This window comes from Rhizobiaceae bacterium, from assembly GCA_023953845.1.
Classification (GTDB): Bacteria; Pseudomonadota; Alphaproteobacteria; order Rhizobiales; family Rhizobiaceae; genus Arvimicrobium.
Genome location: JAMLJC010000001.1, coordinates 4,180,110 through 4,202,675, shown reverse-complemented (window position 1 = coordinate 4,202,675; position 22,566 = coordinate 4,180,110). Strand labels below are relative to the sequence as shown.

Annotated in this window: 14 protein-coding genes; 4 read left to right on the top strand and 10 right to left on the bottom strand. The window is 64.9% G+C overall.

The genetic code is table 11. From position 1 onward, the window contains the following. Positions 1-205 precede the first annotated feature (205 nt). Complete coding sequence (locus tag M9955_20765; GenBank protein ID MCO5084075.1) at positions 206-8,179, top strand: hypothetical protein; 7,974 nt, start codon at positions 206-208, stop codon at positions 8,177-8,179. An 81-nt stretch (positions 8,180-8,260) separates the two neighbouring features. Here M9955_20765 and M9955_20760 read toward each other — a convergent pair whose 3' ends face one another. The 4 genes from M9955_20760 to M9955_20745 form a co-directional block, all read right to left on the bottom strand. Further along, positions 8,261-8,827, bottom strand: coding sequence for an ABC-type transport auxiliary lipoprotein family protein (locus tag M9955_20760; GenBank protein MCO5084074.1), 567 nt, complete (start codon positions 8,825-8,827; stop codon positions 8,261-8,263). Positions 8,828-8,928: 101 nt separating this feature from the next. Then, positions 8,929-10,344, bottom strand: a complete 1,416-nt coding sequence (locus tag M9955_20755) for an MCE family protein (GenBank protein ID MCO5084073.1) — start codon at positions 10,342-10,344, stop codon at positions 8,929-8,931. Continuing rightward, positions 10,344-11,168: an ABC transporter ATP-binding protein gene (locus tag M9955_20750; GenBank protein MCO5084072.1), complete on the bottom strand. Its 825-nt coding sequence runs from the start codon at positions 11,166-11,168 to the stop codon at positions 10,344-10,346. The genes M9955_20755 and M9955_20750 overlap by 1 nt, the downstream gene beginning before the upstream one ends. Before the next feature lie 2 nt (positions 11,169-11,170). Next, positions 11,171-12,346 (bottom strand): ABC transporter permease, encoded by a 1,176-nt coding sequence (locus M9955_20745; protein ID MCO5084071.1) that lies wholly within the window; start codon positions 12,344-12,346, stop codon positions 11,171-11,173. Positions 12,347-12,429: 83 nt separating this feature from the next. On the opposite strand from M9955_20745, the gene M9955_20740 reads away from it, so the two are divergent. The 3 genes from M9955_20740 (at position 12,430) to mazG (ending at position 14,786) form a co-directional block, all read left to right on the top strand. Next, a complete protein-coding gene (locus M9955_20740) occupies positions 12,430-13,410 on the top strand; it encodes a dipeptide epimerase (GenBank protein MCO5084070.1) in 981 nt (326 codons plus the stop codon). A gap of 161 nt (positions 13,411-13,571) precedes the next feature. After that, positions 13,572-13,877, top strand: coding sequence for a DUF305 domain-containing protein (locus tag M9955_20735; protein MCO5084069.1), 306 nt, complete (start codon positions 13,572-13,574; stop codon positions 13,875-13,877). Between the two features lie 69 nt (positions 13,878-13,946). Further along, positions 13,947-14,786, top strand: coding sequence for a nucleoside triphosphate pyrophosphohydrolase (gene mazG / locus M9955_20730; protein ID MCO5084068.1), 840 nt, complete (start codon positions 13,947-13,949; stop codon positions 14,784-14,786). A 12-nt stretch (positions 14,787-14,798) separates the two neighbouring features. Here mazG and hflX read toward each other — a convergent pair whose 3' ends face one another. The 6 genes from hflX to M9955_20700 all read right to left on the bottom strand — a co-directional run bounded on the left by hflX (position 14,799) and on the right by M9955_20700 (position 22,501). Further along, positions 14,799-16,124, bottom strand: a complete 1,326-nt coding sequence (gene hflX, locus M9955_20725) for a GTPase HflX (GenBank protein MCO5084067.1) — start codon at positions 16,122-16,124, stop codon at positions 14,799-14,801. Between the two features lie 48 nt (positions 16,125-16,172). After that, on the bottom strand, positions 16,173-16,421 hold the full coding sequence (hfq, locus tag M9955_20720; GenBank protein ID MCO5084066.1) for an RNA chaperone Hfq: 249 nt from the start codon (positions 16,419-16,421) through the stop codon (positions 16,173-16,175). Positions 16,422-16,542: 121 nt separating this feature from the next. After that, on the bottom strand, positions 16,543-17,409 hold the full coding sequence (locus M9955_20715; protein MCO5084065.1) for a D-amino-acid transaminase: 867 nt from the start codon (positions 17,407-17,409) through the stop codon (positions 16,543-16,545). Between the two features lie 72 nt (positions 17,410-17,481). After that, the gene (gene trkA, locus M9955_20710) at positions 17,482-18,858 is read right to left on the bottom strand and encodes a Trk system potassium transporter TrkA (protein MCO5084064.1); all 1,377 of its coding nucleotides are present in this window, start codon (positions 18,856-18,858) and stop codon (positions 17,482-17,484) included. A gap of 6 nt (positions 18,859-18,864) precedes the next feature. Next, entirely contained in the window at positions 18,865-20,226 is a 1,362-nt protein-coding gene (locus M9955_20705) for a sigma-54 dependent transcriptional regulator (protein MCO5084063.1), read from the bottom strand. Then, positions 20,216-22,501, bottom strand: coding sequence for a PAS domain-containing sensor histidine kinase (locus M9955_20700; protein ID MCO5084062.1), 2,286 nt, complete (start codon positions 22,499-22,501; stop codon positions 20,216-20,218). The genes M9955_20705 and M9955_20700 overlap by 11 nt, the downstream gene beginning before the upstream one ends. Positions 22,502-22,566 lie beyond the last annotated feature (65 nt).

The window sequence follows — 22,566 nt, the reverse complement described above, 5'->3', positions numbered from 1 at the left end:
CCGGGCGCGTCAGTTGCCTGAAAATGCGGGCAAATTCGCGGCATTGTTAACCTTATGTTTAAACTTTTACGCATGTCGCGGAATGCATGTTTTCTTTACCCGACTGTGCCACTACGATACGGGCGGACCATAGTGAGCCTCGTGCGCGGACTACGAGGAACCGGAAACCGGCATTTCTGCGCACCTAGTACAGGGTAACGGCGGCATGGCGAAACGGACGAAGAGCCTCGACAAAGAGGTGGCGAAAGAACTCGAGTCGGCGCTCGAGCAGGATCTTTCGAAGGGTGCTGGGTTCGACATCTCCGCTTCCATGGAAGATCTGGAGGCACAGATCTCCGCCGCGGCGAAGGAGCTTGCCGAGCAGGGCCAGAAAGCCGAGCCTGCCGCCTCTGCCGTGACAGTCGACAAGGCGGAACCTGCTCCGGTGAAGGACGAGGCGCGAATCGAGCCGCCATTGCGCGCCATCGAGCCGTCGCCGACGAGCGGCGCCGTTCCGTTCAATCCCGCCAATGACGATCTCCAGCGCGCGACGCGACGCGCGCCCGCCGCGGCGAAACGCGCATCGAGCATGCTCTACTGGATCATCGCCGCCCTTTCCGTCGCCTGGGTGGTGATCGGTGCGATGCTCGGTCACGCGCTGTTTGCCCCGCGCATCTGGCAGATCCGTACGCTGGAACAACTGGCGGCACGACCGGACATCATTCTTTTTGCCGTCGGCATCCTGCTGCCGCTCATCCTGTTCTGGGCTTTCGCGGTGATGATGCGCCGCGCGCAGGAGCTTCGGCTGGCGGCGCAGAGCATGACCGACGCCGCGATGCGGCTGACCGAGCCGGAGAGCGCCGCTCAGGATCGCGTCATGATGGTCGGCCAGGCCGTGCGCCGCGAAGTGGCCGCGCTGGGAGAAGGCATCGAGCGCACGCTGGCCCGCGCGGTCGAACTGGAGACCCTCGTCCATACCGAGGTGAACCAGCTCGAACGGTCCTACAGCCAGAACGAATCGCGCATTCGCGCGCTGGTCGACGGGCTCGGGAGCGAGCGCGAGGCGGTCGTCAGCCACGCCGAGCGGGTCCGCGCCTCGATCGCCGGCGCGCATGAGGCTTTGAAGGAAGAGCTCAGCCAGGCGAGCGACCGCATTCGCGACGATATTCTCGGCGTGTCCACGAAACTGTCGACGACGATCACCTCCTCCGGCGATTCGCTGATCGACCGCATCAACGAATCCGGTGGCTCGATCTACGATTCGATCGATCAGCGCCTCGACAAGATCTCGGACAGCCTGCAGACCTCAGGCGAAGCCTTCGCGAGCCTGCTCGATACGCGCATTGCGTCGCTCGCCCAAAGCACCGACGAAGCGACGCGGCTGCTGGACGAGCGCACATCCGGCATGGTGTCTCTCCTCGGCGGCGCCACGCGCTCGCTGGGCAGCGAGTTCGACACCCGGCTCGCGGCGATAGAATCGACGCTCGCGGAACGCGGTCAGGCGCTCATCCGCGAATTCGAGACGCGCGCGGAAGCGCTGGACACCGGCACCCAGAAGCTCAACGCCGCGCTGGAGGCACGTGCCCGGCAGATCAACGACTCGCTTGTCGACCGCGCCAAGGAGATCTCGACGGCCTTCACCGAAGGCAAGCAGACGCTCAGCAGCCTCATCGAGGAGGGCCGCAATCGCATCGGCACGGAGATGGGCGAGCTTGTGACGTCGACATCAGCCATGCTCGAAGCCCGTGCCTCGGACTTCGCGGGGCGCCTCGAATCAGGCCGCAACGTCATCGCGAAAGCGCTGGATGCCGATCTCAAGAAGATGGCCGAGGCGCGCAGCGAAGTCGATTCCTCCATCGAGTATCATGCGCAACGCTTCGCGGAGAGCCGCGACCGCATGGCGGCTATGCTGCACGACGATCTGCAGAAGCTGGCGGAAGGCCGGGCGACCATCGACGAAACTTTCGGCCTGCATGTGCTGAAACTCGCCGAGGGCCGCACGATGATCGCCAAGGCGCTCGACGACGACCTGAAGAAGCTCGGCGACGTTCGCAGCGCCATCGACACCTCGCTGACCACGCAACTCGACAAGATCGCAGAAGGTCGGGCGCAGCTTGCGCAGGCGTTGAGCGACGACGTGAACAATCTCGATCAAGCGCGTGAATCTATTGGGAAATCTGTCACACAGCATGTCGAGCAGCTTCGTGAGGGACGAAATCTTCTGGCAGGCGCGCTCGAGTCCGATCTTGAAAAGCTCAGCAAGAGCCGCGCCGACATCGATACCATCGTCGCCGGGCAGGTCGAGAAGCTGGCACAGGGCCGCGACATCCTCAAGCGCGCGCTTGAGACGGACCTGCAGAAGCTCGGCCACACACGCGCCGAGATCGACCAGTTGGTGATCAGCCAGGTCGAGAAGCTGGCGGAGGGCCGCGAAAACCTGAGCACCGCTCTGGCGGAAGGCCGCGAAATGCTCAGCAAGGCACTGGAGAGCGACCTCGAAAAGCTGGCCGAGAGCCGGCAGAGCATCGACGGGATCGTTGCCGGACAGGTGGAGCGTCTCGCACAGGGGCGCGATATCCTGAAACGCGCCCTGGAAACCGATCTCGGCCGCCTCAACGATGTACGCGCCCAGATCGACGAGACGGTCTCGACACATGTCGGCAAGCTGGAGAAAACCCTGACGGACGGACGCGCCGCCTTCGGGCGCGCGGTGGACGACGATCTCCAGAAGCTGTCCGCCACCCGGGATAGCGTCAACGAAATGGTCGGCACCCAGATCCAGCAGTTCGAGAAGGCCCTTTCGGGTGGCCGCGCGCTGCTCGGCAAGGCGCTGGAGGACGACCTGCACAAGCTGGCCGCGACGCGCGAGGGCATGAACAGCGCCGTCACCGCCCAGGTGGAACAGTTCGAGAAAGCCCTTTCGGGTGGCCGCGCGCTGCTCGGCAAGGCGCTGGAAGACGACATGCAGAAGCTGTCCGCCACCCGGCAGGACATCAACGAGTTCGTCACCGCGCAGGTCGACCAGTTCGAAAAGACCCTCTCGGGTGGCCGCGTGCTGTTGAGCCAGGCGCTCGCCAACGACATCCAGAAGATCGCCGCGACACGCAACGAGGCAAATCAGGCCGTCGCGGCTCAGGTTGCCCAGTTCGACAAGGTTCTCGCCGGCAGCCGCGCACTCGTCAGCAAGGCGCTGGAGGACGATCTGGAGCGGCTGACCTCGGCGCGGAGCGGGCTGGACGAGACGATCAGCGGACAGGTCGACCGCTTCGAGAAGTCCCTCTCCGAAGGGCGCGCCCTCCTCGGCAAGGCTCTGGAGGACGATCTTCAGAAGCTCGCGGAGAGCCGCAGAAGCATTGACAGCATTGTCGCCGGACAGGTCGAGCGGCTGGCGGAAGGCCGTGACATCCTCAAGCGCGCGCTGGAGGCCGATCTCCAGAAGCTGAGTACCAGCCGCGCCGAAATCGACGGTCTTGCCGCGGCGCAGGTCAGCCATCTGGCGGAAGCCCGCTCGGTGCTCAAGCAGGCGCTCGAAGACGATATTGCCAAGCTCAACGCCAGCCGTGCCGAGATCGACGCCCTCGCGACGGCGCATGTGAGCCATCTCGGCGAGGCGCGTTCGCTGCTCAAGCGCGCGCTGGAGGACGATCTCGCCAAGCTCAGCGAAAGCCGCATCGAGATTGCCGGACTGGCGGCGGCCCAGGTCGGACATCTGGAGGAAGCCCGCGCGGGCTTGCGCAAGACGCTGGAAGAAGACATCGCGAAGCTCGGCGAGACACGCGCCGAGATCGACAATGTCGTGACCGGCTACGTCCAGAAGCTCGCCGAGGGTCGCGATATCCTGAAGCGCGCTCTCGAAACCGATCTTGCCAAGCTCGGCGAGAGCAAGGCGGAGATCGAAGGCCTTACCACGCTGCAGATGCAGCAGCTCGCGGAAGGCCGCGAGATGCTGAAGCGGGCCTTGGAGGACGATCTCGCCAGGCTCGGCGAAAGCCGCGCCGAGATCAACGGCCTGGCATCGTTGCAGATCCAGCAACTCGCCGAGGGCCGCGAGGTGCTGAAGAAGGCCTTGGAGGACGATCTGGCGAAGCTCGGCGAGAGCCGCGCGGAGATCGACGGGCTTGCGCAGAAGCAGATGCAGCATCTGGCCGAAGGTCGCGATCTGCTGAAGCGTGTGCTGGAAGACGATCTTGCCAAGCTGAACGAGAGCCGTGCGGCGATCGACAATCTCGCCGCGATGCAGGTCCAGCATCTCGCGGACGGGCGCGCCGCCTTGCAGCGTGCTCTGGAAGACGATCTCGCCAAGCTCAACGAAAGCCGCACGAGCCTCGACGGCATTGTCGCAGGCCAGGTCGAGCGTCTCGCGGAAGGCCGCGACATCCTCAGGCGCGCCCTCGAAGCCGACCTGAAGAAGCTCGGCGCCAGCCGGGCGGAGATCGACGGCCTCGTCGCGGCGCAGGTCCAGCATCTCGCGGAAGGACGCGATGTCCTGCAACGCGCGCTGGAGGACGATCTCGCCAAGCTCAACGAAAGCAGGGCCGTCATCGATGGCATGGTCGCCGGCCACGTCGACAAGATCGCCGAGGGACGCGGCATACTCAGTCATGCCTTCGAGAAGGATGTTGAAAAACTCGCCGCGTCGCGTGACGAGATGGACCGCTCCGTCGCCGCGCATATAGAGACTTTTGCGGCGCGTCGCGAAGATCTGACGGCCGCACTCGCGTCCGACATGTCGAAGCTGGAGGATGCGTTCCGCACGCAGACCGGCATCATCGACGAGCGCACCGCCACCGTCGAGAGCGCACTGGCGACCGGCGTCGAGCGCGTCCGCTCGGTGCTGGAGAACAGCGCGCTCACAGCGGCCGGCGCCCTGCGCGAGAAGGTCATGGAGGTCACGAGCGCCCTCGCCCGTGACGCCGGCGACGCGTTCAGCGACGCCGACCGCCGTCTGGCCGAGCGCGCCGAGGCTACCGCCGCCGCGTTGCTGGAGCGCACGTCCGACATTTCGCGCAACTTCGAGGAGTTGCAGGAGCGGCTGGCTTCTCGCGCGGAAAGCGTCGCCCAGCTTCTCTCGACCCGCAATCAGGAAGTGGCGGAATCGATCACCGACCGCATGCTCAACCTGCATCGCACCTTCGAACAGGCCGACAAGCAGCTTGCGGATCGCACGGAAATCGCGGCCCAGTCGCTGCTCGGCCGCGCCGACGAAGCCGCCGGCGCACTCGCCGCGCGTGCGAACGAAATCGCCCAGACATTCGAGGCGGCCGACGCCAGACTGTCCGACAGGGCCGAGCAGACGTCACAGGCGCTTGCCATCAAGGCCGAGGAGATGGCCGCCTCCATGGCGAACCGCGCCGTGGAAATCGCCGGTTCCTTCGACGAGGCGGAACGCCGGCTGTCGGAGCGGGTCTCCTCGACCACGCGCGGTATGGTCGACCATGCCGATCAGGCCGTGAACGCCCTTACGGCGCGGCTGGGAGACATCTCCCGCACCTTCGACGAAGCGGACCAGAGGCTGGTCACGCGCCTCGGCGAGACTGCGGAAGCCGTCGACCTGCGCGCCGCCAACATCGTCAAGGCGTTCGACGACGCGGACCAGAGGCTGGTCGAACGCGCCGTCGAGAGCGCGAGCGCGCTCGCACGCCGCGCCGGCGAGATCGTCAAATCGTTCTCGGACGCCGACGAGGCAATGTCGCAGCGGCTGAGCGCCACGGCCGAATCTCTCACGCAGCGGGCCGCGGAACTCGGGCAGATCTTCGCCGAGACCGACCGCGCCATTGCCCAGCGAGTCGACAGCAGCGCCGGGACCATGGCTGAACGCGCGCGCGACATCGCAGGCATCTTCGCCGACGCGGAGCAGCGCGTCGCGGCGCGTGCCGAGCAGACCTCGATCGAACTCGGCGAGCGCGCCGGCGAGATCGCGCATGCGATGGACGAAGCCCAGCGCCAGATCGTGCTGCAGACCGAACAGTCCGCCGCGAAGCTCACCCAGCAGGTCGGCCAGTTCGCCGGCGCGATAGACGACGCCAACCGCCTCATCATCCTTCGCACCGAGGGTGCGCAGGAGACGATCGGCGCGCGGGCTGCCGATCTGGAGAAGATCTTCGTCGATGCAGATCAACGCCTGCGCGACCGCGCTTCGCAGACGGCATCGGACTTCGATGCGCGCGTCGAGGTGCTCGCGGACCGTCTCACCCGCGCCGACGAGATGCTCGCCAACAGCGCGCGCAATATCGCCTCCAAGGTGAGCGACGATATCGCTACCGCGCATAGGCAACTCACGGAGAGCGCAGCGGCGACCACCAGGGAGGTGCAGGAGCAGATCGCCAAGAGCGAGGAACAGCTGGTGTCGCGCGTCGGCGTCGTGACGGAAACGTTCACTGCGGTCGGCCAGCACATCGCGCAGACCACAAATGACGCCGCGCGCACGCTCGGCGAAAACACGCGCGAGCTCAACCAGATGCTCGCCAGCCGCGCCAGCGAGATAAACAAGATCCTGGACGAGACCGCGAAGCCGCTAGTCGATCGATTCGCCGAGGGCGGTGCGGAGCTGCAGAAGAATATCGAGGCCGTTACCGAGCGCACGGCCGAAAGGCTGCGCACCGAGAACACGGCCCTGATCGATGCGCTCGCGGCCCGCACCGAAGAGACGATCTCGGCTTTCGGTCAGGCCCGCAGCGCCCTCTCCGGCAGCGTCGCGGACGTTCTGGAACGCCTGTCGACGTCGAACGGCCAGTTGGCCGAGTTGATCGACCTTGCCGAAAAGAGCCTTTCCAACGTCGACGCCAAGCTCTCGGCGACGACGCAGGGTTTTGCCGCGACCACCGAAAAGGCGGCGCAGACCTTCGCCAGCTCGGCGCGGCTGATCGATTCCAACGCGTCCCGCCTGACCGACGTGTCGTCGCGGACGCTCAAGGAAGTGGCGAGCATCGCCAGCCGGTTCGAGGAGCACACGAAGCTGCTTTCCGGAGCATCGGATCTGCTTGGTTCCGCGCAGTCGCACCTCGTCAGCACCCTGGACGAGCGGCAATCGGCGCTGGAGGAACTCGCGGTCGGTCTTGTCAAGAAGTCCGAAGAGATCGAACGCACGATGAAGTCGTTCGACAATCTGGTCGGCTCGGCGCTGGAAAAGGCCGAGGACCGCACCAAACAGTCGACCGAGCATATCCGTGAGGCGATGAGCGAGGTCATCGAATCCGCCACGCGGCGCTTTGCCGACGCGACGGAGGAAATCCGCCGCACCGCCGGCTCCATCCGCTCCGATCTCGAGGAAACGCGCGCCGAGCTGCGCAAGGGCGTGCTCGACATGCCGGTCGAGGCGAAGGAATCGACCAGCGCCATCCGCCGCGCCGTCGCCGAACAGATCAATGCGCTGAAGGAGCTTTCGGACATCGTCGCCAAGACCGGCCGTACGGTGGACATTCCGGACGAGCCGCGTCCGCAGCGCCCGGCACCGCAGGCTGCCCCGCGAGCAGCGGCGCCGTCGCCCCGGCCCTCTGCGCAGCGTGCGCAGGAACGGGCTCCCCAGCGTGCGCCCGAACCGCCGCGCGCTCAGGAGCCGAAACGCGAGCCCCAGCCCCGCCCGCTTGAGGTTGCCGCGGCTGAGGCGCGTCAGGAAAAACGGCCCCCGCAACCGAAGCCAGCCGCGCCGCAGGCTCCCTCGCCGGTGCTTCGCGGAACGCTGGCACTGGATGCCGAGGCGCCGCAAACGCCCCGCGCCCCTGAAACCCCGGCGCAGAGCAGCGAGGCAGGCGGCTGGGTGCGCGACCTGCTGCGAGAGGCATCTCGCGACGAGGCAGCGCCTGCGAAGCGCCTCGCCCCGGCCGCCAAGCCGAGCCAGCCGCAGAGATCGCCGCTGCATGTGGTCGAATCGCTCAACTCGCTCTCGGTGGACATCGCCCGCGCGATCGACCATGACATCTCGATCGAGCTCTGGGATCGCTACCGGCGCGGCGAGCGCGACGTGTTCACGCGCCGCCTCTACACGCTCAAGGGTCAGCAGACATTCGACGATATCCGCCGTAAGTACCAGTCGGACAGCGAGTTCCGTCTCGCCGTCGACCGCTACTGCGAGGATTTCGAAAAGCTTCTGAAGGACGTCGCCCGCAGCGACCGCGACAACATCATGACCCAGACCTACCTGACCTCGGATACGGGCAAGGTCTATACGATGCTGGCCCACGCGGCAGGGCGGCTCTCGTAAGTCGAGACGGGTCGCAAGACGGACAAAGGGCGGGAGCAATCCCGCCCTTTCGCATTCAGCCGATGAGAAGTGCGGCAGCCGTCAGATAGCCGAACCGGTCCAGTCCACGATCTCCGTCGCGGCTTCGCCGAAGGCGCGATCGAGCGCGGCGACGTAGTCATCGTTGCTGGAGCCGCTCACGGACGCGGCGGCGGTGAATGTGCGGGCGGCGCGCACGACGCCGTTGCGGTCGTTGAGCAGCTTGACGAATATCTCCACCTGCGCGCTGCGGCTGCCGTTCACGCGGATGTCGAAGGAGCGGATTTCGGCCAGCACCTGATAGTCGATCGCCAGCCCTTCGCCCGGCTTGCCGACGCCTCCGAACCTGCCGGATTTCTGGAACGTCTCCGCGAGCCGCGCCTGGATGATCTCCGGCAGCCGGTCAGCCCACTGGGCGCCCTTGAGATACTGGATGACGCCCGGCCCGGTCTTGATGACGATGTTCTGTCCATCGAGCGCCTTCAGCGCCGCCGGCTCGGCGATCAGGATCTGGGCACGGCTTCGCCCGCCAGAGCCAGAGATGTCGGGCGCGGAAAGCTCGTAGGTGTCGAGGGGCGGCGGCGAGCGCAATGCAGCGCAGCCCTGCGCAAGCGCGGCAGCGGTGGTCATCGCAACGATCAAGGCAGTTCGTGTCACCGGTGCCCCGCCTCGGAAAAACGCGCGGCAGCACCGCACAACTCTGAAACTACTGGAATCGAGTCCCCCCAATGTCAACGCCGGGCGCGCCCGTCATACTGGCGGACAGTCCCATCTCCACCGCTAATGATGCGCTGGGGGTTTCGTTCCAGATCGCTGATGGCGGATTCGATGCGGCCGATCGCACGGCGGCTGTCGCCGACAAGCGCCTCCACGTCGCGAAGGCCCTTGCCGGAGAAGCGTGCGAGGCCGTCGGTGATTGGTCCGAGCTTGGCGTTGAGCGTGTCCGCGACCTGCTTGTAGGCGTCGAGCGTCTCGCGCAGATCGACCATCACGCCCTGTGCGTCGTCGCTGCCGAGCAGATTGTCGACCTTCACGAGAATGCCGTCCACGCGCACGGAGGCCTTGTTGAGGCGCTCGGCGAGCTGCCGCGTGTCGTCGAGGATGCGCTCGACATCCTCAGAGCGGGTCGAGAATTTCTCGGTGAACTTCGCCACGTCGGACGCAGCCTTGTTCGCCGACTCGCTGGCAGTGCGGAAGTTGCCGATCGCCTGGTTGGCCTGCTCGGTCGCCGTCTTCACATCGGCCATGACGTCCTTGACGTTGTTGGGGTCCACCGCAGCCACGATGCCATCCACGCGATCGAGCGTGCCGCGAGCCTGATTTGCCAGATCGGCGACGGATTTCACGGCACTATTGACGTCGGAAACCACGCCCTCCAGACGCCCACTGGTCTCGTTCAGGTTCTTGGTGAAGGCTTCCGTGTTCTGGACGATCTCTGCAACCCGCTCCTTGTCGACGGCGTCGAGCAGTCCCTTCGCGGAATCGAGCGTGGTTTCCAGCCGCCCCGACACGGATTGCAACTGGGTGGATAGCGAACTCACGCTTTCCAGGAACTTGTCGATCCCGTCGGCATTGTTGGCCAGCGCCTTGGAAAAGGTCTCGGCGTTGTTGACGGTTTCGGTCAGCGGGCCGCGCGCATCCTTCACGAAACTCTCGAGATTGGAGATGACGCTGTCGGCGCGCTGGAAGATATCCTGCGCGGTCTGGAGCAGGTTGGTCACGGCCGAGGGATTGGCGGTGATCTCCGCGACCTTGCCGGATATCTCAGCCTCGTCCAGAAGCCGCGCCTCCTGTGCGCCGCCGCCCTTGAGTTCGATGTTGGCCTGCCCCGTCAGGCCCGCAAGCCCGATATCGGCGCGCGTGGACTGTGTGATCGGCGTCAGGCGGTCGACGCTTGTATCCGCGATTGCCGCATTGGGATTGGTCGGATCGATATAGACGCGCTGGACATCGCCGACCTTGATGCCGTTGAACAGGACCGCGCTGCCGCGCCCGAGACCGGAGGCCGAACCGGGAATGCGCACGCGCAGCACGGCCGTCTCGCCGCGATCGCCGACGGCCGCAGTCCAGTAGACGAACCCGAACGCCGCCAGCACGGCGAGGACCGTGAAAATGCCGACCGCGACGTAGTTGGCCTTGGTTTCCATTATTTCCTTGCCGCCAGATCAAGCTGCCGCGCGCGCTTGCCGCGGAAGTAGGATTTTACCCAGGGTTCCTCGCTCCTGAGCATCTCGTCGATCGTTCCTTCAACAAGAATCTTCTTGTTGCCCAGAACTGCGATCCGGTCGCAGACCGAAAACAGGCTGTCGAGGTCGTGGGTGACCATATAGACCGTAAGGCCCATCGTGTCGCGCAGCTTGGCGACGAGTTCATCGAACTCCGCCGCGCCGATGGGGTCCAGCCCGGACGTCGGCTCGTCGAGGAAAACGATGTCCGGATCAAGCGCCAGGGCGCGGGCGAGTGCCGCACGCTTGATCATGCCGCCAGAAAGCTCGGACGGGAATTTGGAGGAGGCGTCGCGCGGCAGGCCGGCAAGCTCGATCTTCAGCTGCGCCAGTTCGTTCATGAGCTTCCTGGGCAGATCCAGATATTCCCGCATCGGCACCTGCACGTTTTCGAGCACGCTGAGCGCCGAAAACAGAGCGCCGTGCTGGAACAACACGCCAAGCCGCATATCGATCCCCAGACGCTGCTGTTCGCTCGCCTTGTCGACATCGACGCGGAACATCTCGATTGTGCCGGCCTTCTTGCGGGTGAGGCCGAGGATGGTGCGCAGCAACACCGACTTGCCGGAGCCGGACGGCCCGACGAACCCAAGGATTTCGCCGCGATAGATGTCGAGGTCGAGATTGTCCAGAATGACCTTGTCGCCGAAGGCGACGGTGATTCCACGCGCCGACAGCACCACTTCCGCATCGCCTGGATGCGCGTGCTGCCGGTCCTCCGGCCCGATGATCGCCGCTTCGCTCATGTTCAGAAATCGATCGCCGCGTAGAACATGGCAAATAAGCCGTCGAGGATCACGACCACGAAGATCGCCTTCACCACCGAGGCCGTCACCTGCCGGCCGAGAGATTCCGCGCTGCCACCCACTTTCATGCCCTCGACCGACGCTATGGTCCCGATGATCAAGGCCATGAACGGGGCCTTTATGAGGCCCGCGAAAAAGGTGCTGAGGTCGATGGCCGGCCGCAGCCTCTCGATGAACGCCGTCGGCGTGATGTCGGCATAGACCCATGTCGTTAGCATCGCGCCGCCAAGCGCGGCGAAGTTCGCGATGATCGTCAGGCACGGCAAGGCGATCACCAGCGCCACGAGTCGCGGAAAGACCAGCACGCCGACGGGGTTGAGGCCGATGACGGTGAGGGCGTCCACCTCCTCGCGCATCTTCATCGAACCGATCTCGGCAGTGATGGCGCTGCCGGAGCGTCCGGCGATCATGATGGCGGTCATCAGCACGCCGAGTTCGCGCAGGATCAGGATTCCAACGAGATCGACGACAAAGATGTCCGCGCCGAAATAGCGGAGCTGGTAGGCGCCTTGCTGCGCGACGATGGCGCCGACGATTCCCGACATCAGCACGACGACCGGAATCGCGCCGACGCCCATGCGGTCGATCTGGTTGAAGATCGCTGCCGGATTCACGGCGCTGGCGCGGCCAAGCTTCATCTGCGCGCCGCGGATGGTGGAGCCCAGAATGTACATCGCCGCCACGAAATCGTCGATGCCGGCAAACATCGAACGCCCGACGCCCTCGAAGAAACGCAGCGGGTTGAAGCGGCCACGCGCCGGCTTCTGCCATGGTCCTTCCTCGGCGGTGCTCGCTACCGCGCCGAGCAGCGTCCTGGTCGCCTCGCTGGCGCCGGAGACCCTGGTTTCGACATTACGGCGCTTGTTCTCCGCGATCAGGCGCTCGACGATCCACGCACCGGCGGTATCCATGCGCTCGACGTCCGACAGGTCGAGCGCGATCCGCTGCCCGGCCCGCGATGTCTCAAGGGCGCGCATGTCCTTGTCCACACCCGCGATCGTCCGGGTGATCCACGGCCCCGAAAGACGCGCGACCACGCCATCCGCACTTTCGTGGATGTCGACGCGCGGCTCGGCCGATGCCTCCGCACCCGTTTCTTGCCCGGCATTGCCCAACATGGCCCAACGTCTTAAACGCTCTGCCGCAACCTGTCACTTTGAGGCTGGCAGACGCCGCCGATTTGTCCTGGAGTGTCACTTCGATGCCAAGACTGAGTGTCCGTTCCGAGACCTTCCCCATCGCGGGGACGTTCACCATCTCGCGCGGTTCGAAGACTGAGGCGCATGTGCTGATCGCCACCGTCCGCGAAAGCGCGATCGAGGGGCGCGGCGAATGCGTGCCTTATGCGCGTTATGGCGAGACCATCGACAGTGTGCGGGCGGAGATCGAAGCGGCAGGCAGCGCCATCGCGGAAGGCGCGACGCGCAACGAATTGCTGCACCTGATGAGACCCGGCGCGGCGCGCAACGCCGTCGACTGCGCGCTTTGGGATCTCGAAGCGAAGAAGGACGGGCGCACGGTGGCGGACATGCTTGGCATCGATGCGCCGCGGTCCTTGCAGACCGCCTATACGCTTTCGCTCGACGAGCCGGAGGCGATGAATGCGCAGGCCCGTGAAAATGCCTGGCGGCCCTTGCTGAAGGTGAAGGTCGGCACCGATCGCGACGAGGCGCGTATGCGGGCGGTGGCGGCCGGCGCGCCGAACAGCCGGATCATTCTGGACGCCAACGAAGGCTGGACCCCTGAAACCCTCGCAGCGAATCTTGCAATTGCTGCGGAGCTCGGCATCGCCCTGATCGAGCAACCGCTAAAGGCGGGCGAAGACGCCATGCTGCGGGAAATCGCGCATCCTGTGCCCATCTGCGCCGACGAAAGCGTCCATGTCGCCGGTGACCTCGACCGGCTCGCCGGACTCTATGATGCGATCAACATCAAGCTTGACAAGGCCGGCGGTCTCACGGCCGCGCTTGAGTTGCGCGACAAGGCTCGCGCGTCGGGTTTCCAGATCATGGTCGGCTGCATGGTCGGCACCTCGCTCGGCATGGCGCCAGCGGTGCTGTTGGCGCAGGATGCGGAGTTCGTCGATCTCGACGGGCCGCTGCTGCTGGCCCGGGATCGCGAGCCCGGCCTGCTGTACGAAGGTTCGCTGGTGTCGCCGCCCACACGCGACCTGTGGGGTTGACCTCACGGTTTTGTGGTCTTGACCTTCCGGTTGCTGGAACCTCTATCCCCCTGCATGTGCTGGAAGCGAACCGACGTTCCAGATGAACAATTCGAGGTAATATCATGAAAAAGATCATTATCCCTGCCTTCGCGGCTTTTCTCGCCCTCGGCGCGATCGCTATGGCGCAGGACCATTCGTCTGATCATGGCGGCCATGGTGACGGCGCGGCGAGCGCCGCTGCTGCTGCGTTCGAGAAGGCCAATGCAGACATGCACGCGGCGATGGCGGTAGAACTGACGGGCGATGCCGACCGCGATTTCGTCCGCTCCATGATCCCGCATCACGAGGGCGCCGTGGCGATGGCGCGAATCGTGCTCGAACACGGCAAGGACCCGGAAATCCGCGCGCTGGCCGAAAGCGTAATCAAGGCGCAGGAAGCGGAAATCGAGCAGATGAAGGCGTGGCTCGACAAACATCCCGGCTGATCGTTCCGCTTCTGTGGACAAGATGGGCGAAGGCCTGCGCCTGCCTGCGCAACAGCATAATGTGCGGGCATGACGCCATCGAAAGACATCGCCCGCCTCATCGAGATCATGGCGGCGCTGCGCACACCGGTCACCGGCTGCCCGTGGGATCTGGAGCAGAACTTCGCGACCATTGCTCCCTACACGCTGGAAGAGGCGTATGAGGTCGCCGACGCCATCGCGCGAGGCGACCTCGCCGATTTGCGGGAGGAACTGGGCGATCTTCTGCTGCAGGTCGTCTACCATGCCCGCATGGCCGAGGAGGAAGGCGCATTCGCCTTCGGCGATGTCGTCGAGGCGATCACGACAAAGATGATCCGCCGGCATCCGCATGTCTTCGGCGACGAGACGGCGCGCGGCGCGGGCATGGCGAAAGGCATGTGGGACCGCATCAAGACGGAGGAGAAGGCCGAACGCCGGACGAGGCGGACCGCGCTCGGACTGCCGCCGGAAGACGATGGGCAAGGCTATCTGGATGGAGTGCCGGTCGCCTTCCCGGCGCTGACCCGCGCGCTGAAATTGCAGGAGAAGGCGGCGAAGGTCGGATTCGACTGGAAGGAGGCTGCGCCCATCCTCGACAAGATCGAGGAAGAGATCGGCGAACTGCGCGCGGCCATGGCTTCAGGTGAGGAAGCCGCCATCAAGGACGAGTTCGGCGACCTGTTGTTCGCCATCGTGAATTTTGGACGCCATCTGAAAGTCGACGCCGAGGCCGCGCTATCCGGTACGAACGAGAAGTTCCGCAACCGCTTCCACCATGTCGAGCGGGCGCTGAAGGATCAGGGCCGCAGCCTCGAAGAAGCCTCGCTGGAAGAGATGGAAGCGCTGTGGCAGCAGGCGAAGGGCAAACCGGCCGGCGGGAAGGGCTGAACCCGCCCCGGCCTATCCGGCCGGGCGTTTCGTCAGCCGTTCCTCGATCAGCCGGCGCGCCGTCTCCGTCGCACGCAGCGAAAGCGTGACGCTGCCGTCGTCATTGTCCTCGCGGCCGATCACTTCGCCATTGCGATAGAGCCAGTCCACCTGGCCGAGTTGGCTTGGCGCGAGCGTCACCGTCACGGGTTCGAGCATCCCCGCCACCCGCTCCTCGATCAGCGCCACCAGCGCGTCGATCCCCTCGCCCGTCACCGCCGAGATGGCGACCGGCGTGCGGCCTTCCGCGTCGAGCATCCGTTCGCGGCTGGCCTCGTCAAGCCTGTCGACCTTGTTCCAAACCTCCAGCACGCGCTGATGATCCTGCGCGTCGACGCCGAGATCGGCGAGGATTTGCTCGACATCCATTGCCTGCGCGGCCGTGTCGGGATCGGAGATATCGCGCAGGTGGATGATGACGTCCGCTTCCACCACCTCTTCGAGCGTGGCGCGAAAGGCCGCGACGAGATGCGTCGGCAGATCGGAAATGAAGCCGACCGTATCGGACAGGATGATGACCGTGCCGTGCGGCAGCCGCACCCGGCGCAGCGTCGGATCAAGAGTGGCAAAAAGCATATCCTCGGCCAGCACGCCGGCGCCGGTCAGGCGGTTGAACAGGGTCGATTTGCCGGCATTGGTGTAGCCGACGATGGCGACGACGGGAAACGGCACCTTCTTGCGCTTGGCGCGATGCAGATCGCGCGTGCGCCGCACCTGCTCCAGTTCGCGCTTCAGCTTGACGATCTTGTCCTGAAGGATACGCCTGTCGGCCTCGATCTGCGTCTCACCGGGACCGCCGAGGAAACCTGCACCGCCGCGCTGCCGCTCCAGATGGGTCCAGCTGCGCACGAGCCGGCCCTTCTGGTAGTTGAGATGCGCAAGCTCAACCTGAAGCGTGCCTTCGCGCGTCCGCGCACGTTCGCCAAAAATCTCGAGAATCAGGCCCGTCCGGTCGAGCACCTTGGCGTTGAACGCCTTTTCGAGATTGCGCTGCTGCACCGGCGTCAGCGGATGATCGACGATGGCAAGCTCGACCGCCTCCTCCTTGATGATCTCCGCGAACTCATCGACCTTGCCGCTGCCGAGCAGGGTCGACGGGCGCGGGTCGTTCACCGTCACCAGCGCGGCATGGACGATGTCGAGATCGATGGCGCGCGCCAGACCAACGGCTTCCTCGAGACGCGCACCGGCAGCGCGTTGCAGGCGCGGGCGCGTCTGGGATGTGTCGTCTTCGCGCACATGCTGGCGCGTCAGGACCGGCACGATGACGACCGCACGGGCGCCCTTCTTTTCAGGCAGCGTCTCGCCCGGCCTGGTGCCTGTCGCCCCGCGATCGGTGGCTTTCAATCAGCTGTCCCGGCCGTTGTCCTCAGCCTCGAACATCTGCACCGGCTGGCTGGGCATGATGGTCGAGATGGCATGCTTGTAGACGAGCTGCGAGTGGCCGTCGCGACGCAGCAACACACAAAAATTGTCGAACGAAGTGACCACGCCCGTCAGTTTCACGCCATTGATGAGGAAGATGGTGAGAGGGTTCTTGCTCTTCCGCACGGAATTCAGGAACAGGTCCTGAAGGTTCTGCGATCTTTCCGCCATTGTTCTTATCTTTCGTCGCCTATTGCCCAAAGCCACTGCGCAGTTTGCGGCGCCATGTCAAGCGGAAGCCACACCCTGCGTCGTCGCACCGCTCGGAAAGCCTGCCAAGCGGCTAAATCGGTTAACAGGCAGGCTGCTTTTCCGCAACGTCAAAAAATGCCTCGCGCAGCGAAAGCGTCGTCGAGCCGGGATGCCCGTTGGCGACGCTCTGGCCGTCGACCGAGACCACGGGCATGACGACGGTGGTCGCCGAGGTCATGAATACCTCCTTGGCATTTTTCGCCTCATCCACCGTGAAATCGCGCTCCTCGACGCCGAGACCGAGTTTTTTCGCGACGTCGATGACAGTGGTGCGCGTAATCCCGCGCAGGATTCCGGTTTCCGCCTGGCGGGTCACCAGAACGTTGTCCTTCGTCACGATCCAGACATTGCTGGCCGCCCCTTCCCGCACCGTGCCATCCGGCTCGACGAACCAGGCATCGTGCGCGCCGGCAGCCTTCGCCGCCTGCCGGGCCAAGACGTTGGGCAGCAGGCCCACGGTCTTGATGTCGACGCGGTCCCAACGGTTCTCCGGAACGGTAATGACGCTGATGCCCGCCGCCGCGCGTCTGGCGACGGCAGCCGGGTCCAGCCGCTTCGCCGTGATGACGACGGCCGGCTTCACGCCGCCGGCCGGAAAGGGATGGTCGCGCGGCGCGACGCCTCGCGTCACCTGCAGATAGACCAGACCGTCTTTCACCATATTGCGCCGGATGACCTCGGACATGGCGATCTGGAGTGCCTTGCGCGACATGGGCCAGGCGATCTGCAGCTCACGCAGCGAACGGTCGAGCCGATCGAGATGGCGCGTCATGTCCATGATGTAGCCGCGCGAGATCTCGCAGACCTCGTAGACGCCGTCGGCGAACTGGTAGCCACGATCCTCGATATGCACCATCGCATTGCGATGCGGCACGTAGCGGCCATTGACGTAGGCGATGCGCGGCATGTCCCGGTTCCCGGCAGAAGACCTCAGGACGCATATGCGATTCCCGGTCTTCGGCGCCAGACAAATGAAATCTCAGAAAAATTCGAGGCTCACGCGGAAAAGCTGCTCGACCTGCTTCACCGCGCTCTGCAAGGCGAAGATCACGACACGATCCTTCGGCCTTATGCGGGCGGAGCCGTTCGGCTTCACGATGTCGTTCCCGCGCAGGATAGCACCTATGCGCATACCGTCCGGCAGGTCGAGTTCCCGCAGTTCCGGCCCGACCAGCGGCGAGGTTTCCAGCGCCTCGGCCTCGATGATCTCGGCCTGCCCCTGCTCCACGCTGTGCACGGCGCGGATTCGTCCGCGCCGGACATGCTGGAGCACCCGGGAAATCGTCACCGAGCGCGGGTTCACATAGGCATCGACGCCGAGCGTCTTCGATAGGTCCTGATAGGCCGGGTTGTTGAGCAGCACGAGGTTTGCCTTGCAGCCCAGCCCCTTGGCCATGGCGCCGGAGAGGATGTTGACCTGATCGTTGTTGGTCAGCGCCACCATGAGGTCGGCCGTGTCGATATCAGCCTCGTGCAGAAGCTTCTGATCGAGCGCGCTGCCGTTCAGCACGACGGTGCGCCGCAACTGATCGGCGATGTGCACGGCGCGTTGCCGCTCGGGCTCGATGATCTTGATGCGCGTCCGCGCCTGACGTTGCTCGATGGTACGGGCCACGTAGAGGCCGATATTGCCGCCGCCGGCGATGACGATGCGCGTCGCCTCCTGCTCCTCGTGGCCGAAAAGGCCGAGCGTGCGGCGCACCTGATCCTTCTGAGAGAGGACGTAGGCGACGTCGCCAGCCAGCATCTGGTCGGCCGAATGCGGAATGAAGAGGTTGCCCTTGCGCACGATGGCGACAACGATCGAGGGGAGATCCGGAAACAGGTCCGTCAGTTGCTTCAGCGGCGTGTTGATGACGGGACAGTCTTCCAGGCATTCGATGGCAAGGGCGATCACGTTGCCTTCCGCGAAACGCACGACATGGGAAGCGCCCGGCAGTGCGATCCGGCGCAACACCAGCTCTCCGACCTCCCGTTCCGGCGAGATGATCACGTCGATCGGCATGTGCTCGCGCGAGAAAAGGTCCTGATATTGCGGCTGCAGGTAGGACTGGGCGCGGATGCGCGCGATCTTGGTCGGCACGTTGAAAAGCGCGTGCGCGATCTCGCAGGCGACGATGTTGACCTCATCGTAGAGCGTCACCGCGATGATCATGTCGGCCTGCTGCGCGCCGGCGGCTTCGAGAACCTCCGGATGCGAGCCGTGGCCGACAAAGCCGCGAACGTCGAGATTGTCGCGGACCGCCTGGATGAGATGCGCCGACGTGTCGATGACGGAGACGTCGTTCCGTTCCGAAGCGAGGCGCTCGGCGATGCCGTAGCCCACCTGTCCCGCCCCGCAGATGATGACGCGCATTCGCCGTCAGACCCCGAGCGACTTCAGCTTGCGGTGAAGCGCGGACCGCTCCATGCCGATGAACTCGGCCGTGCGCGAGATATTGCCGCCGAAGCGGTTGATCTGCGCGATCAGATACTCCTTCTCGAACATCTCGCGCGCCTCGCGCAACGGCAGCGCCATGATGTGCTGGTCGGACTGGCTCGGGGCGCGCGGCATCACGTCGCCGATCTCCTGCGGCAGCAGGTCCGCCGTGATCGGCGTTTCAACATCGTCGCCGCGCGCCAGGATCATCAGGCGCTCGATATTGTTGCGCAACTGGCGCACGTTTCCGGGCCAGTTGTGGGCTTGCAGCACGGCCAGGGCGTCGTCGCCGATCCGGCGGGGCTTGATGCCGGCCTGCCGCGCGATCTGGCGCATGAAATGGTCGACGAGATAGGGAATGTCCTCGCGCCGCTCCGACAGGCCGGGCACCAGTACGGGGACCACCGCCAGCCGATGATAGAGATCCTCCCGGAAGCGGCCTTCCGCGATCATCGCTTCAAGGTTCTGTGCCGTGGACGAGATGATGCGCACATCCACCTTGACCCTCTTCGTGCCGCCCACACGCTCGAACTGCTGGTCGACCAGAACACGCAGGATCTTGCTCTGCGTCTCACGTGGCATGTCGGCCACTTCATCGAGGTAGAGAATGCCGCGATGCGCCTCCTCCAGCGCGCCGACCTTCCGCTCGCTGCCATTCGATTCCGTGCCGAAAAGCTCGATTTCCATGCGCTCCGGCGTGATCGTCGCGGCGTTCAGGGATACGAACGGGCCGTTCTTGCGCGAGGACAGACCATGGATGGCGCGCGCGACCATTTCCTTGCCGGACCCCGACGGCCCGATGATCATGATGCGGCTGTTGGTCGGCGCGGCGCGCTCGATGGTCTGCCGCAGATGGTTCATCGCCGGCGACTTGCCGATCAGGTCGAAACTGTCCGTGCTGCGCTGGCGAAGATCCGACACCTCCCGCTTGAGCTTGGATGTCTCCAGCGCGCGCTCCGCGATCAGGATCAGACGGTCGGCCTTGAATGGCTTCTCGATGAAATCGTAGGCACCGCGGCGGATGGCGGATACGGCCGTCTCGATGTTGCCGTGGCCGGAGATCATCACAACCGGCAGATCGGGATGCATCGTCTTGATCTGGTCGAGCAAGGCAAGGCCGTCGAGCCGGGAGCCCTGCATCCAGATATCGAGGAAGATCAGGCGCGGCACGCGGTCCGCTATCGCCGCAAGCGCGCTGTCGGCATCGTGCGCGGTGCGCGTTTCGTGGCCCTCGTCGCTCAATATGCCCGCGACCAGTTCGCGAATGTCGTTTTCGTCGTCGACGATGAGAATGTCAGATGCCATCTGCGACCTGTTCTTCCTGCTTCGGTTCCCTCTCCTTCGCGCCTGCCGCCGAAGCGGCGGGCACTCCCGCCGGAAGGAAAATGCTGATCATCGCGCCCCGGCCGCCGTGGAAATCCTCCGGCGCATCGTGGAGTTCCAGTGTTCCGCCATGGTCCTCGATGATCTTCTTGACGATGGCGAGGCCGAGGCCGGTGCCCTTTTCACGCGTCGTCATATAGGGCTCGAGAAGTCGCTGGCGATTCTCGCGGGGAAGGCCTTTGCCGTTGTCGATGACGTCGACGCGGATCGTCTCGCCGTCCTGCGACGCGCGGATACGGATGACGCCCGGCTGGCCCGCGACACGCTCCGCCGCTTCGACCGCCTCGGCGGCGTTCTTGACGACGTTGCCGAAAGCCTGCGTCAGCAGACGCGTGTCGAACGTCCCCATCAGCGGCTCGCCGCCGAAGTCGCGCTCGAACGCGATGTCGGAACGGCTGACCTCGACGAGGAACGACGCCTCGCGCAGCGGCTCGCGCAGATCGACCTTCTGCATGTCCGGCTTGGGCATGCGCGCGAAGGACGAGAATTCATCGACCATGCGCCCGATGTCGGCCACCTGCCGGATAATCGTATCGGTACACTGGTCGAACACCTCGCGGTCCTCGGTGATGACCTTGCCGTAGCGCCTGCGGATACGCTCGGCGGAGAGCTGGATCGGCGTCAGCGGATTCTTGATCTCGTGCGCGATGCGCCGCGCCACGTCCGCCCAGGCGGTGGACCTCTGGGCCTGCACCAGATCGGTGATGTCGTCCACGGTCACGACATAGGCCTTGCCGCGGCTGGAGGCGTCGTCCTGCTCGATCGTCACCTGAACGTTGAAGGTGCGCTCGAGCCGGTTTCGGAAGAACGTCACCTGCTCCCTGTAGACCGGGCGCTGGCTGTTGCGGCCGATCTCGAAGACGCGGCCGATATGCGGAAGCAGGACCGAGAGGTTCTGGCCGACCGCCGTCTCCGCCGGCAGCGCAAGCATCGTCTCGGCGGAGCGGTTGACGATGGTGATCGTCCCGTCCTCGTCGACGCCGATCACGCCGGCGGTCACGCCCGACAACACGGCCTCGGAGAAGCGCCGCCGCTCATCGATGACATCCTTCGCCGTCAGCAACTCGTTGCGCTGCGATTTCAGCTCGAAAAGCATCTTGTTGAACGTGTCGCTGAGCGAGGCCATGTCCCCGTCGGTGGCCCGCACCGGCACCGAAACATCGAGATTGCCGGTCGCCACCTCGTCCGCCGCGCCGATCAGTTGCCGGATCGGCCTGACGAGGCGGTCGGCGACGGCGATGGCGGTCCAGATCGCGGACAGCACGATGATGAGGACAAGGCCGAGATAGAGCAGCGCGAAGGCGATCTGCGTCGAAATGCGGCTGCCCTCAAGGTCGCGGTAGTCTTCGACATTGGCGCGGACGATCTGCCGCGCGCGGATCACTTCCGGATCGACCAGCCGGATCGTGTAGAGATACATATCGGGGAATTCGCGCAGCTTAAGCACGGCGCCGACGATGTTGCGGGTACGCGGCTCGATCAGTACCGGCTTGCCGTCGGCGGCCTGCTGCACGGCTTCGATCGGCGGCTGCGGCATGTCGAAATTGGTACGTGTTTCCGCCAGCATGACGAAGGAGCCGTCGGCCTTGATGAGCGCGGCATGCGCCAGCGCGCGGCCCACCGCCTCCTGCGTCATCAGCTCGCGGAAGCCTGTCCGGTCGAGATTGTAGACGCTGCGGGCCTGGTTGAGGAAGTTCGCCATGGACAGCGTCGTTCCCTGGAGATTGCGCGCATTCTCGATCACATAGGCCTCAGCGATCGACAGGGATGAGCTGACGATCGTCTTTGTACGGATCTCGAACCAGCGGTCCAGCCCGACATTCAGCGATATCGACGCCACGACAGCCACCAGAATGGCCGGGATGGCCGCCACCAGCGCGAACATCGCCACGATGCGCACGTGAAGCCGCGAGGCCGCCTTGCCGCGGCGACGCGACATATAGATGCGATGAATCTCGCGGCCGATCAGCGCCGACAGAAGCAGGACGAAAACACTGTTGATGGCGATCAGCAGCAGCGTGGTCGATTCGCTCGGCGTGATCGGAGTCACGCCGATGAGGATGGCGAAGGACACCGCCGACGTCACCAGCGCGCCGACAATAGCAACGACGCCCGGCAGGGCCAGCAAACGACGACGGTCGAGTTGCGAGCCTTGTGGGAAAAGCGATGCCGGAATCGTGTCTGCCTGGACTGCCATCAACTCAAGACGCCAAGGAATTGCGTTGATTCTATGCAACACATTGTGGCGATTCTGCAACAAAG